The organism is Actinomadura sp. BRA 177 (genome assembly GCF_013372625.1).
Lineage (GTDB): Bacteria > Actinomycetota > Actinomycetes > Streptosporangiales > Streptosporangiaceae > Spirillospora.
This window is the reverse complement of sequence record NZ_JABXFD010000571.1, coordinates 1-12,823: the sequence shown is the minus strand read 5'-3', so window position 1 is coordinate 12,823 and position 12,823 is coordinate 1. Positions and strand designations below refer to the sequence as shown.

At 70.1% G+C, this 12,823-nt stretch carries 11 protein-coding genes, 1 tRNA gene and 1 pseudogene; 5 read left to right on the top strand and 8 right to left on the bottom strand.

From position 1 onward, the window contains the following. Positions 1 to 256: 256 nt before the first annotated feature. The 4 genes from HUX53_RS32550 (at position 257) to HUX53_RS32540 (ending at position 4,608) form a co-directional block, all read left to right on the top strand. Positions 257 to 329: transfer RNA gene (locus tag HUX53_RS32550), tRNA-Thr, on the top strand. A gap of 1,108 nt (positions 330 to 1,437) precedes the next feature. Beyond that, complete coding sequence (locus tag HUX53_RS32545) at positions 1,438 to 3,063, top strand: transposase (RefSeq protein ID WP_255205863.1); 1,626 nt, start codon at positions 1,438 to 1,440, stop codon at positions 3,061 to 3,063. 37 nt (positions 3,064 to 3,100) lie between these two features. Continuing rightward, on the top strand, positions 3,101 to 3,448 hold the full coding sequence (locus HUX53_RS40330) for a YciI family protein (protein WP_217920178.1): 348 nt from the start codon (positions 3,101 to 3,103) through the stop codon (positions 3,446 to 3,448). Further along, positions 3,394 to 4,608 carry an RNA polymerase sigma factor gene (locus HUX53_RS32540; protein WP_217920181.1) on the top strand — a complete coding sequence of 405 codons (1,215 nt, stop codon included), beginning with the start codon at positions 3,394 to 3,396 and terminating at the stop codon, positions 4,606 to 4,608. The genes HUX53_RS40330 and HUX53_RS32540 overlap by 55 nt, the downstream gene beginning before the upstream one ends. Here the strand turns inward: HUX53_RS32540 and HUX53_RS32535 are convergent. The 7 genes from HUX53_RS32535 to HUX53_RS32505 all read right to left on the bottom strand — a co-directional run bounded on the left by HUX53_RS32535 (position 4,586) and on the right by HUX53_RS32505 (position 10,787). Continuing rightward, positions 4,586 to 5,482 carry an EamA family transporter gene (locus tag HUX53_RS32535; protein ID WP_176407044.1) on the bottom strand — a complete coding sequence of 299 codons (897 nt, stop codon included), beginning with the start codon at positions 5,480 to 5,482 and terminating at the stop codon, positions 4,586 to 4,588. The genes HUX53_RS32540 and HUX53_RS32535 overlap by 23 nt on opposite strands. A gap of 100 nt (positions 5,483 to 5,582) precedes the next feature. Beyond that, positions 5,583 to 6,497 (bottom strand): 23S rRNA (guanosine(2251)-2'-O)-methyltransferase RlmB, encoded by a 915-nt coding sequence (gene rlmB, locus HUX53_RS32530; protein WP_176407043.1) that lies wholly within the window; start codon positions 6,495 to 6,497, stop codon positions 5,583 to 5,585. 171 nt (positions 6,498 to 6,668) lie between these two features. Beyond that, entirely contained in the window at positions 6,669 to 8,063 is a 1,395-nt protein-coding gene (gene cysS / locus HUX53_RS32525) for a cysteine--tRNA ligase (RefSeq protein WP_176407042.1), read from the bottom strand. A 41-nt stretch (positions 8,064 to 8,104) separates the two neighbouring features. Further along, positions 8,105 to 8,263 carry a hypothetical protein gene (locus tag HUX53_RS32520; protein WP_176407041.1) on the bottom strand — a complete coding sequence of 53 codons (159 nt, stop codon included), beginning with the start codon at positions 8,261 to 8,263 and terminating at the stop codon, positions 8,105 to 8,107. 16 nt (positions 8,264 to 8,279) lie between these two features. Further along, entirely contained in the window at positions 8,280 to 9,590 is a 1,311-nt protein-coding gene (locus HUX53_RS32515; RefSeq protein WP_176407040.1) for an RNA polymerase sigma factor, read from the bottom strand. Continuing rightward, positions 9,587 to 9,946, bottom strand: coding sequence for a YciI family protein (locus HUX53_RS32510; protein WP_217920179.1), 360 nt, complete (start codon positions 9,944 to 9,946; stop codon positions 9,587 to 9,589). Before HUX53_RS32510 ends, HUX53_RS32515 begins: the two co-directional genes overlap by 4 nt. 103 nt (positions 9,947 to 10,049) lie before the next feature. After that, positions 10,050 to 10,787, bottom strand: a complete 738-nt coding sequence (locus tag HUX53_RS32505) for a DUF6585 family protein (protein ID WP_176407038.1) — start codon at positions 10,785 to 10,787, stop codon at positions 10,050 to 10,052. 213 nt (positions 10,788 to 11,000) lie between these two features. On the opposite strand from HUX53_RS32505, the gene HUX53_RS40325 reads away from it, so the two are divergent. Next, positions 11,001 to 11,906 (top strand): DUF2637 domain-containing protein, encoded by a 906-nt coding sequence (locus tag HUX53_RS40325; protein ID WP_217920176.1) that lies wholly within the window; start codon positions 11,001 to 11,003, stop codon positions 11,904 to 11,906. Between the two features lie 179 nt (positions 11,907 to 12,085). Here HUX53_RS40325 and HUX53_RS32495 read toward each other — a convergent pair. Next, positions 12,086 to 12,823 (bottom strand): annotated as a pseudogene (locus HUX53_RS32495) (C4-dicarboxylate ABC transporter); the annotation flags it as partial.

The following is a 12,823-nucleotide window of genomic DNA, read 5'->3' as shown; positions in this document are numbered from 1 at the left end:
TCGTCGATCTCGCGTACACGTACTCGTTCTGCCACCCGGACAGGGTGACGGCCACACGGCGCCGGGCACAGCCTCAAGACGGCGTGTCACATCACAACAGGGCGAACGTTGCCTGCTACGGCACTAGGCCGCGAGAAGACCACCCACGAAGCCTCACCCACACCACCATGCTCCCACACAGACCGCCCCTCGACCCGCACTGCACAACACCGTGAGCGCGCCCCCCGCCAAGTCGACTACGATGCGGACCAAGCCCGCCGGCGTAGCTCAATTGGCAGAGCATCTGTCTTGTAAACAGAAGGTTAGGGGTTCAAGTCCCCTCGCCGGCTCTCCCAGGTCAGGCCCCCGTTCCGATCTTGGAACGGGGGCTTTCCGTCCCTGGATCCGGGGGCGAAGTGTCCAAAACGCGTCCACGCGGTCATGGTCTTGATTTCCCCTTCTTCTTCGCCGCCTGCTCGGGCAGCAGGATGAGGATCAACTCTGCGCCTTCATCTTGGACGCCTTGCCGCACCATCATGTAGAGGTCCTCGGTGATGCGCGTGTTGGCGTGCCCGAGGTGGTCGGAGACGACTTTTCACCGCCAGGCCGAGGGTCACCGCGGTGTGCCGCGCCTCGTGCAGCCGGATCGCCGGCACCTTCGCCGCGTCGTACAGCCGCCGCCATTCCTTGGTCACGCACGTAGGCCTCGCCCGCGCGCAGCCGCTCCTTCTTGAGCATCCGCAGGCAACCGGGCACCATCGCCGTGGTGCCGCTGTCGAGCGGCAGGACCCGTTCCCCCGCCTGCGACTTGGGCGTGTCGAAGTGCGCTCCGACTCCGCGCGATCGGCATGTACCGCTCCGACCTCGCCAAGGACAAGGAGCACGCACCCATCCGCCGGACCGTTCTGTGCAGCCTCGCCTCGCCTCGCCGCGGCGGGGCCGCGCAGCACCAGGATCCGCCACGGCAGCGCGAGCCGGTCCCGCGTGGAGTACTCCAGGAACTACAGATGGGCCCTATAGCGCCGTCCTTGCCAGATGGCAGGACCGGGATGTGCGTAACGGGGCCGCCGGCCTGGCTTTTTGGGTGCAAGTTCTTCTGCGTGGGGTGTCGATTTGGAGGGTGGGCGTTCGTGTGAGGGGTGAGGAGTGTCCGGAGGGAGAGGTCATGGGGGACGTGCTCGGGAAGGGGAGCGACGGCGGTGGGGCGCTGACACACCCGGTGTGGACGCGCGCTGGGTTGCCCCGGCGATGTTGGAGGCTCAGGCGTGCAGCCGGATGTGTATTGGGGCGTGTGTGGTGGGGCAGGCCGGTCGGGTGTGGACCCCCGACCCAGCGGGGGCGTGGTACGTGAGCGTGGTTCGACGGGTTCTTGCCGATCGATTGCGCGTTCGAGTAAAGTCACTTAAAGTGTTGGATATGTTGCCGTCTGCATTCGATGGCGGGAGTGAGGGGGGCGGGTTGCGTCCGATTGCGCCGCCGTTCGTGGCGGCGGGCCCGTGCGGGGTCGCGGTCCGTACCCGGCTCAAGGGCCTCACCAGTGCCGACGAGCGGGTGTTGCGGGCGGTGGGGGCGCATCTGGGGTCGCTGGCGGCCCGGGATTTGAAGGCCCGCTGCGCGGACGGCCTGAACCATGGTGCGGATAGGTGGTCGGCGCGTAAGCGGGAGTTGACGGGTGTGTCGTCGGCGCGGTGGGCTGGGGCGATCACCAAGGCCACCCATGACCAGTGGGCGCTGGCCCGCCGGTCCCAGTACGCCCATCTCCAGTCCCTGGAAGCGGGAGTGAAGACGATCGAGCGGCGGTTGGCGCTGCCGATCGGGGCCAAGGGCACCAAGCGGGCGCCGGGCGGGTACCGGTCCCGGCGGGAGTGGGTCGCCAAGTCCCGCCGCCTGCGCGTGCTTCAGGGCCGGTTGGCGCGGGTGCGCGCCGACTTCGAGGCGGGGGTGGTGCATGTGGTGCGGGGCGGCAAGCGCCTGGCCCGCACCCGGCACCATCTCGATGAGGCCGGGGTGAGCGAGGATCAGTGGCGGGCGCGGTGGCAGGCCGGACGCTGGTTCTGCCACGCTGATGGCGAGTCCGGGAAGCGGTACGGCAACGAGACCATCCGCGTCACCCCCGACGGTGAGGTGTCCATCCGGCTTCCGGCTCCACTGGCCGAGTACGCCAACGCCCCGCACGGCCGCTACGTCCTGGCAGCCCGGGCGCGGCTCACACACCGGGATGTGGAGTGGGCCGACCGGGTGGCGGCCCACCGGGCGGTCGCCTACCGCGCCCATCTGGATGCGGCTCGGGGCCGCTGGTATCTCACCGCCTCTTGGCAAATTTCCAAGACCCCGCCGCTCCCGATGGCGGCCGCGCTGGCCGGCGGGGTGATCGGGGTGGACACCAACGCCGACCATCTGGCCGCATGGCGCCTGGACATGCACGGCAACCCCATCGGTGATCCGCGCCGTTTCGGGTACGCGTTGACCGGCTCCTCCGGGCACCGTGACGCCCAGGTCCGGCACGCCCTCACCCGGCTGCTGCACTGGGCACGAGACTGCGGTGTGCGCGCGATCGCGGTGGAGGACCTGGACTTCGAGAAAGAAAAGACGCGGGAGAAGCACGGCCGCCGCAAGAAGTTCCGGCAGGTGATCTCGGGGATGCCCACCGGAAGGTTGCGGGCCCGGCTGACCTCGATGGCCGACCAGACCGGCATCGCGATCATCGCCGTCGATCCCGCCTACAGCAGCAAATGGGGTGCCCAGCACTGGCAGCAGCCCCTCACCACCACGAAACGCACGACTACCCGGCACGATGCGGCGAGCATCGCGATCGGGCGACGCGCCCAAGGGCACCCGGTCCGGCGACGGACGGCACCGCCCCCTGCCCACCGGAGCGATGAGCAGGGGCATCGGACCGCCCAGGCCCGACCGGGCACCCGCGGGCGTGAGGGAACCCGCCAACCCGCCACGGACCGCGCACACGATGCGCCCCGCCGGGCGGGCCACGCACGACGAACGCGGGGGACCAGCGCATCCAACACCGTTCGGGACGCGCGCAGTACCAGGCAATGGGTCCAAGACCCACTCCTGGACACTGGCTAGGAACGGTAGTGATCGTGAGGTATGAGAAGGAGGAGGCATGAAGCTCTACGCGCTCAACATGATCCAGCCGGTGGGCGATCCGCCGCCGCCGGAGGTGCTGGACAAGGTGATGGCGGAGATCGCGGAGATCCGGCACGACCTGCAGCGGGAGGAGTCGTGGGTGTTCGGGCGGGGCTTCCACGGTCCCGAGGCGAGCACCATGGTCCGGTGCCGGGGGGACGAGGTCGTAGCGACGGACGGGCCGTGGACGGAGGGGAAGGAGCACATCGGCGGCATCACGATCATCCAGGTGGAGGATCTGGACGCGGCGCTGAAGGTCGCGGCGAGGTTCTGCAAGGCGACGGGGCTGCCGATGGAGGTGCGGCCGTTCCAGGGCGAGGTGTAGCGGAACGGGTCTTTCGCGAGGAGCACGGGCGGGCGGTGGCCGTCCTGGTCCGCGTCTTCGGTGACGTCGACGTCGCCGAGGATGCGGTGCAGGAGGCGTTCGTGGAGGCGGTCCGGAGGTGGCCCGCGGACGGGGCACCGCCCAGCCCGGCCGGGTGGATCATCACGACGGCCCGGAACAAGGCGATCGATCGGCTGCGCCGGGAGGCTCTGCGGGACGGCAAGCAGGCGCAGGCCGTGCTGGTGCGTGCGGGTGAGCCGGTCGAGGTGAGCGCTGTGCAGGACGATCGGCTCAGGCTGATTTTCACGTGCTGCCATCCGGCGCTGGGGCTTCAGGCGCGGGTGGCGTTGACGTTGAGGTTGCTGGGCGGGTTGACGACGCCGGAGATCGCGCGGGCGTTCCTCGTCCCGGAGAAGACGATGGCGCAGCGGCTCGTACGGGCGAAGGCGAAGATTCGGGACGCGCGGATCCCGTATCGGGTGCCGGAAGAGGCCGAGCTTCCGGGACGCCTTTCCGGGGTGCTGGCCGTCATTTATCTGGTGTTCAACCAGGGTTATGCAGGACGAGAGGAGCTGGGCGCGGAGGCGATCCGGTTGGGGCGGGTTCTCAGGGAACTCATGCCGGACGAGCCCGAAGTGCTGGGGCTACTCGCGTTGATGCTCCTTGTGGAGTCACGCAAGGTCGCCCGGGTCAAGGGCGGTGAATTGGTTCTGCTCGGCGACCAGGACCGGCAGTTGTGGGATCGCGGGCTGGTGGAGGAAGGGCAGGCCCTCGTCCGGCAATGCTTGGCGATTAACCGGCCGGGGCCGTATCAGATTCAGGCCGCCATCAACGCGGTGCACAGTGATGCGGCGACGGCTGAGGACACCCAGTGGGAGCAGATTCTGCAGTTGTACGACCAATTGATGGTCGTCGCGCCCACTTCTGTGGCTGCGCTCAACCGGGCGGTGGCGGTGGCCGAGATCGAGGGTCCGGGAGCCGGTTTGGCACTTGTGGAGGGGCTCGACCTCGGCCGGTACTACCTGTTCCATGCGGTCCGCGCCGATCTGCTGAGGCGGCTGGGACGGGACGATGAGGCCACCGACGCATATCGCGAGGCGATTGAGCTAACCGAGAATGAGGCCGAAAGAGCCTTTCTCAAGCGGAGGGCCTCCTGTTGAGGGATTGGCCGGCGACGAGAGCGCCGAGGGCGATCGTGAATCCGACGACCTGCCAGAACGTGAGCGTCTGGCCGAGGATCACCAGGCCCGCCAGCGTCGCGACCATCGGGTTCGTCAGGCCGAGCAGGGAGACGGACGTCGGGGCCAGCCGGTCGATGCCGCGGAACCACAGCGCGTACGCGATCGCGGTGCCGACGATGCCGAGGTAGGCGAAGCCCAACACGTTCGCACCGGTGAGGGACGGCGGCACGCCCTCGGTGAGCAGGGTGAGGGGCAGCAGGGCGAGGCCGCCGACCGTGAGTTGCCAGCCGGTCATGACCAACGGTGATTCGGGACGTCCCCACTTCTTGGCGAGGACGATCGCGGCCGCCATGAGGGACGTCGCGGTGAGGATGGCGGCGATGCCGAGCGGGGCGAGGCGCGCGTCGGCGGTCAGGGTCAGCAGTGCAACGCCGCCGGTGCCGGCGAGCGCCGAGTACAGGACGGCGCGGGCCGGGCGGACCCGCAGGAGGCCGAGCGACAGCAGCGCCACGACCAGCGGCTGGACGGATCCGAGGGTGGCGGCGACCCCGCCCGGAAGCCGGTAGGCGGCGAAGAAGATCAGCGGGAAGAACGCGCCGAAGTTCAGCATGCCGAGGACGATCGACTTCCACCACCAGTCGCCGCGCGGGAGGCGCCGGGTGACGGCGAGCAGGACCAGCCCGGCGGGCAGCGCGCGTAACGTCGCGGCCAGCAGCGGGCGGTCGGCGGGCAGCAGGGTGGTGGTGACGACGTACGTGGTGCCCCAGCTCGCGGGGGCGAGGGCGGCCAGCCCCAGGTCGGACGCGTAGCGGACGCCCAGCGTCCGCGGGGCCGCGACGGCGGTGGTGGTCATGCGGAATCACCTCAGCGTGGGCATGGACGAGGCAAGTACATTAACGCCAAGTCTATGAATGTTGAGATTATTCCCGTTGAGAGAAGGTGATGATGTGCAGTCAGGACCGCAGGCGGCTGACCTCGTACAGGGCGATGCCGGCGGCGACCCCGGCGTTCAGCGACTCGGCCCTGCCCGGCATCGGGATCGTGACCAGCATGTCGCAGGTGTCGGCGACCAGCCGTCCGAGTCCCTTGCCCTCCGAGCCCACGACCAGCACGAACGGCCCGGACGCGATCTCCAGGTCGGCCACCGTCACGCCGCCGGCCGCGTCCAGCCCGGCGACGAAGCAGCCCGCCTTCTGGTACGCCTTGAGCTGCCGCGTGAGGTTGGTGGCCTGCGCGACGGGACACGTCGCGAGCGTGCCGGCGGACGACTTCCAGGCGCCCGCGGTGACCCCGGCCGCGCGCCGCTCGGGCACGACGACACCCGTCGCGCCGAACGCGGCGGCGGACCGGACGATCGCGCCGAGGTTGCGCGGGTCGGTGATGCCGTCGACCGCGACGATCAGCGGCGCGGTCCCCTTGAGCAGGTCGTCCGGGTGCGCGTACCGGTACGGCTTGACCTGCAGCGCGATGCCCTGGTGGACGGCGCCGTCGGTCAGCCGGTCCAGCTCGTTCTTGCCGGTCTCCAGCAGCGGGACGCGGCGGTCGGCGGCCAGCTGGATCGACTCGCGGACCCGCTCATCGGTGCTGGACATCACGTAGAGCGCCGTGCCCGGGACGCCCGCGCGCAGCGCCTCGACGACCGGGTTCCGGCCAGTGACCAGCTCGGGGACCTCGCCGTTCGCGCGCCGCGCCCCGGCGGGACGTCCACCGGCGGGCGCGGCGTCGCCGCCCTTCGCGCGCCCGCCCGGCCCCACCGTCGGCGTGCCGGTGCGCTTGGCGCTCTTGACGGCGCGGGCCTTCTGGCGCTTGGCGTGCCAGTGCCGGTCCTCGGCCTTGGGAGTGGGTCCCTTGCCCTTGCGCTTCGCCATTGTCCGTTACGCCCCTTGCGACGACGATTGCTTGCTCACTCGCCCTCGCGGCTGCCGGGCGGCTCAAATCTCAGCGGGACGGCACACTCACGAACCCCCGCGAACCCCTGATTTTATCCGCCCCAGACTGCGCCCTGCGCACACCACACGACGGCCGGGCTCGCTGCGAGGTCAGTCTCGTTTCAGTTCCCAGCGGGGGCCCTGCGGGGTGTCCTCTACCAGGATCCCTGCCTCCGCCAGGCTGTCGCGGATCGCGTCGGCTGCTGCATAGTCCTTCCGCGCGCGCGCCGCCTGCCGCTGCTCCAGCGCCACCCCCACCAGGGCGTCCACGACGGGACGCAGGTCTTCCTCGCCCGTCCGGTTCCACTGCGGCGACAGCGGGTCGATGCCGAGGACGTCCGCCATGGCCCGCACGGCCGCCAACGCCTGGCGCACCGCCTCGTGGTCACCGGACGCAAGGGCGCTATTCCCGTCCCGGACGGTCTCGTGCAGCACCGCCAGCGCCTGCGGGACGCCCAGATCGTCGTCCATCGCCGTGGCGAACCCCGTCGGCACAGACGAGGCAGGCACCGCGCCCACCGTCTCTGAGGCCCGCGTAACGAAGCCCTCTATCCGCTGGTAGGCGGAGACGGCCTCGGCCAAGGCGGCGTCGGTGTAGTCCATGAGCGACCGGTAGTGCGCGGAGGCCAGGTAGTAGCGCACCTCTACGGGACGGGCCTTGTCGAGCAGGTCCGACAGCAGAACCACGTTCCCGACCGACTTGCTCATCTTCTCGCCGTCCACGGTGAGAAGCCCGTTGTGCAGCCAGTAGCGGGCGAATCCGTCACCGGCGGCACGGGATTGAGCGATTTCGTTCTCGTGGTGCGGGAAAATGAGGTCGACCCCACCGCCGTGGATGTCGAACGCCGGACCGAGGTACTTGGTCGCCATCGCGGAGCATTCGAGGTGCCAGCCCGGACGTCCGTCCCCCCAGGGCGTCTCCCAGGACGGCTCGCCCGGCTTGGCGCCCTTCCAGAGCGCGAAGTCGCGCGCGTCGCGCTTCGCCTCCTCGTTGGGGGTGTCGCCGGCGGACCGCATGTTCTCCAGCCGCTGGTTCGACAGCGACCCGTACTCGTCCGCCCACGACTTCACGTCGAAGTACACGTCGCCGCCCGCCGCGTACGCGTGGCCCTTCTCGATCAGCCGCCGGATCAGCACGATCATCTCCGGGACGTGCCCGGTGGCGCGCGGCTCGATCGTCGGCGGCAGGCAGCCGAGCAGGTCGTAGCCCTGCGTGAACACGCGCTGGTTGCCCTCGGCGACCGCGAACCACGGGACGCCCCGCTCCGCCGACACCGCGATGATCTTGTCGTCGACGTCGGTGACGTTGCGGGCGAACGTCACCTCGTAGCCGGACGCGCGCAGCCAGCGCAGCAGCACGTCGTAGATGACGCCCGAGCGGAGATGCCCGATATGCGGTGATGCCTGCGGGGTCGCACCACACACGTACATCCCCACGCGGCCCTCTTCGAGGGGCTCGAACGGGCGGACGCTACGGGTGCCGGTGTCGTAAAAGCGCAGACTCACAGGGCCCAGGCTATTGGATCGACGCGCGGCCGTGCCGCCCATTACGCGGCGCGGCCGCCTGCCTTGGCGAACACGGCGTCCGGCAGGAGTCCGAGCAGCGGCGGTTCGTGGGCGATCAACGCGCGCACCTGTTCTGAGATGCCGCACCGCCGGTTCCAGCCCGAACTGTTGCCGAACACGGGCGCGGGCTCGTCCGTCACCGCGCCCAACAACCCATCAAGCGTTTTCCCCGTTGAGTCGGAATGCGCGGGATTCGAGGTAGCGCTGCTCCGGCAGGCTGGTCGTGCGGCGCGCCGCCTCCTGGTAGGCGTCCCGCGCCCCGTCCGTGTCGCCGGCCATTTCCAGCAGATGGGCCCGGACGGCGGCGAGCCGGTGATGTCCGGCGACCCGGTCGTCGCCGTCCAGCGTCCGCAGCAGGTCCAGCCCGGCGGACGGGCCGGACGCCATCGCCAGCGCGACTGCCTCGTTCAGTGTGACCATCGGGTTCGGCGACAGGTGCGCCAGCAGCCGGTACAGCGCGAGGATCTGCGGCCAGTCGGTGTCCTCCGGCCGCGCCGCCTCCGCGTGGACGGCGGCGATCGCGGCCTGCACCTGGTACGGGCCGGGCGGCGACCAGGTGAGCGCGTCGGTGATCAGTGCCGTGCCCTCCTCGATCGCGTCCCGCCGCCAGAGCGTCCTGTCCTGCTCGGTGAGCGGGATGAGCAGCCCGCCGTGTCCCGTCCGCGCCGGACGCCGGGCGTCGGTGAGCAGCATCAGCGCGAGCAGGCCCGCGGCCTCGCCGTCGTCCGGCAGCAGCCCGTGCAGGCCCCGCGCCAGCCGGATCGCCTCCGCGGTCAGGTCGGTGCGCTGCAGATCGGGCCCGCTGGACGCCGTGTACCCCTCGTTGAAGACCAGGTACAGGACGTGCAGGACGGCCCGCAGCCGCGCGTCCCGCTCGTCCGGCGGCGGCGGCACGAACCGCGCCCCCGCCGACTTGATCTTCGCCTTGGCGCGGCTGACCCGCTGCGCCATCGTCGCCTCCGGGACGAGGAACGCCCGCGCGATCTGCGCCGTCGTCAGCTCGCCGACCGCCCGCAGCGTCAGCGCGACCTGCGAGGACGGCGACAGCGCCGGATGGCAGCACAGGAACAGCAGCGTCAGCGTGTCGTCGCGGTCACCCGGCCGGTCCCCGGAGCGGGGAGCCGGCCGGGCCTGCCCTTTCAGGGGATCGTCCCCCCACGGGTAGCGGGGCCCGTTCTCGTCCGGCCCCGGCTCGTCGGGTTCCCGCGCGAACACGGCGGCCTCGCGGTCGCGGCGGGCCCGCTCGCTGCGCCACTGGTCGGTGAGCCGCCGCGTCGCGACGGTCAGCAGCCAGCCGCGCGGGCTCTCCGGCACGCCCTCCCCCGGCCACTGCACGGCGGCGGCGAGCAGCGCCTCCTGCACGGCGTCCTCGCAGGCGTCGAACGCGCCGTGCCGCCGCACCAGCGTGCCGAGGACCTGCGGCGCGAGCGTGCGCAGCAGGTCCTCGACGGCCGGGGGTGTCCTCACATCTCCGTCCCGGCCTCGTGCATGATCGCCCGGACCTCCATGTGCCCGCCGTGCCGGACGTCGGGCCAGCGCGCGGCGATCTCCACGGCCCGCTCCGCCGACTCGCAGTCGACCATGATGTATCCGGCGAAGTGCTCCTTGGCCTCCGGGAACGGCCCGTCGGTCACGGCCGGCCGCCCGTCCTTCCCCGCCCGGACCGTCTTCGTCCGGGACGGGTCGGCGAGCGCGTTCCCGCCGACCAGCTCCCCCGACTCGGTCAGCTCCTTCATGATCGCGTCCACCTCGCCGAACAGCGCCTCGCGCTCCGCCTCCGTCAGCTCCTCGACGAAGCCGGGACGGTTGTGGATCAGCAGCATGTACTTCACGGTGTGCTCCTTGTCGCCGGCGGCCCCGGCGGCCGCTCGTCACAGAACGATCGGAGCGGCGGACGCGTTCTCGACATCCCCCGCGAGAAAGTCCTCAGAAGGATTCGTTGAGATCCCGGAGCCGGTGGCACAGGGCCGCGAACGCCAGCGCGTCCGGCATCTGGGAGGCGACCGCCATCAGGTCCATCCGGCCGGTGCAGGCGTGCACCGTCACCATGCCGTTGCTGATCACGACGTCGTCGACGGCCTTCCACGGCAGCCGCTCGCCGTCCTTCTCGACGCCGTCCAGGTCCACGGTGAACGGGCCGAGGCGCACCGACTCCCGCGCCCGCACCGCCGCCAGGTGGCGCGGGACGATCCGGGCCGTCACCTCCTCCGCGACGGCCACCCCCAGCGTCCGGACGTCCGGGATGTCGTCTTCGAGCCGCAGCACGCTGCCGTCGTCCGCCACGACCGTGAAGCACCACCGGACCCGCGGCCCGCTGTGCCGGCCCGAGACCGTCACCGACTCCAGCTCGTCCCACGTGTAGTCGGCCGCGCCGCCCGGACCCGTGACCGACAGGCCCCCCGTGTACAGGCAGGCGACCCGGTTGCGGACGCGCGGGCGGTCGCGTCCCGCGATCCAGCCGACGGCGGCCGCGTACCCCATCGACAGCAGCAGCGCCGGGACGCCCACCCACCACACCTGGTCGTGCAGGTAGACGATGGCCGCGGGGATCAGCGCCAGCGACGCCAGGCTCAGCAGGCACAGCCACGTCCAGGCGCGGCGGCCCGCGGCCCGGCCGTCGAATGTCCGGATCGGCTCGCCCAGCCGATCATGAGGCGACGTCACGCCGCGCTACCCGGCCGTTCGGGCCCGCGTTCCGTCCACGAAACAGCCGTACGGCATCGCAGCCTCCCTCGGGATGTCGACGTCCATACCGTACGTCTCCCCCCTTATCGCGCGCAGCGACAAAATGATCACCAAGAAGTTGCGGTTCGTCGCCGTCCCGGCCGATTAACCTCGGCTGAGGATCATCAGGCGCCCTCCCCGGAACGAGGCTCCATGCCATCTGACCCGACCCGGCCGTCCTTCACCCGCGCGCAGCGGCGGCTGCTCACCGCGCTCGCCGGCCTCGTCGTCGCCGCGCTCGCGGCCGGCGCGTACGTGCTCACCTACGACGTGCTCCGCGAACTCGCGCTCGCCGGCCGGGTGAGCCGCCGCTGGGCGCCGCTGTACCCGGCGATGGCCGACACCCTCGTCGCGCTGACGATCCTGTCGCTGGTCGTCACGCGCAACGCCCGCTGGTGGACGCGGCTGCTGCGCTGGACGCTGCTGCTCGTCCTCGTCGCCGGGGGCGCCGCGGCCTCCGTCCAGCACTCGGTCTGGGGGTACGACTCGCTGCCGGACGACGCCGTCCGCGCCGGGGTGGCGGTGGCGCCGCACGTCATGCTGGTGATCGCGGTCTGGCTGTGGCTGACGATGTTCAAGCAGATCCGGGTGGCCCGCCCCGCCGCCGAGGAGGCCGCCCCGGTCGAGACGCAGCGCGGCCACGTGAAGGTCCTGGAGCCCGCCGCGCCGCCGCTCGCCCTGGAGCCTCCCGCCGACGCGGAGCCGCTCGCCGGGCCCGAGGTCGCCGACGAGGAGCCGCTGATCCCGTTCCCCGAGGAACCGCCCGCCGAGCCGCAGCCGGTCGGCCATGCGATTCCCATGGAGACGCCCGCGTCCTACGTGAACGCGCACGGATCGGCCGAACATGACGGTCTGGACGTCCCCGAGTTCGTCCAGCCCGCCGCGCCCACGGCCATGATCACGATCTCGCCAATCTTGATCGCCCGGATCAAGGCGTCCTTGTTGAATTTCTCGCCAAATTGCCCGGCCAACGCCGAGAACAGGAAGAACGGCAGGATAAACAACAAGGCGCACAGGTTGACCCAGATGGAACGGTCACCGTCGATGGTGAGCTTGTAGAGAATGGCCAGGATCAGCGATTGCTTGAAGATGTTGTCGTTGAACGCGCCCAGCAACTGGGTGATGAAAAACGGCAAGAAGCGCCGCGTGCGCAGCAAGGTGAATTGCGAGGGGTGGCTCATCGTCCGTGTTCCTGCGTGGCCTGTTATTGATCAGGCCACGACTTTACCTAATCCTGCTTACTTATTCCCTAACCCAGCAATGCATGGCGAAACAAAAAGCTCGCCTTTATAGGCACCCTGCACCGTGCGCGTAGCCACGATCAACCACATCAATGCCAGCGCCACCACCAGCACAGTGCCAAATACGCTGAAGAACCCCAAATGCAACACGCTCGCCAGTTTCAACGTAGCCAGGGCATACACTCCCAGCGGAAAGGTAAAGCCCCACCAGCCGAGGTTGAACGGAATGCCCGCACGCAGGTAACGCAGGGTGATCAACACCGCGATCAGCATCCACCACAGGCCGAAGCCCCATAAGGTGATACCTGCAATCAGCCCCAGGCCGTGGGCCATTTCACCAACACTCGCCAGGCCATTGGCGGCAAAGATCGCCGGCGCATCGCCACCGAGTAACAGCATCCCCAGGGCACCGGTGCCGATAGGGCCCAGCGCCAACCAGCTCGATGCCGCCATATTGGCGTGGGGCAGTTTGTGCAAGGCCATGCGCAACATCAGGATCGTCAGGATGCTGAACGCCACCGGCAGGGAAAACGCCCACAGCACGTAGCTGGTCACCAGCATCACCAGTTGCGAATGGGCGTCGACCAGGTGCGGCGCCAGCAAGCCGCCACTCGCCGCCGCCACTTCGGCAGCCACCACGGGCAACAGCCAAACGGCGGTCATCTGGTCGATGCTGTGCTCCTGGCGGGTGAACATCATGAATGGGATCAGCACGCCGCAGGCCAGGGACATGGC

What these genes read in the sequence shown, in the direction of transcription:
- HUX53_RS32510 (WP_217920179.1), bottom strand. Translation starts at nt 9,946, where the DNA reads ATGCTGCTGATCCACAACCGTCCCGGCTTCGTCGAGGAGCTGACGGAG.
- HUX53_RS40330 (WP_217920178.1), top strand. Translation starts at nt 3,101, where the DNA reads ATGAAGCTCTACGCGCTCAACATGATCCAGCCGGTGGGCGATCCGCCG.
- rlmB (WP_176407043.1), bottom strand. Translation starts at nt 6,497, where the DNA reads ATGGCGAAGCGCAAGGGCAAGGGACCCACTCCCAAGGCCGAGGACCGG.
- HUX53_RS32535 (WP_176407044.1), bottom strand. Translation starts at nt 5,482, where the DNA reads ATGACCACCACCGCCGTCGCGGCCCCGCGGACGCTGGGCGTCCGCTAC.
- HUX53_RS40325 (WP_217920176.1), top strand. Translation starts at nt 11,001, where the DNA reads ATGCCATCTGACCCGACCCGGCCGTCCTTCACCCGCGCGCAGCGGCGG.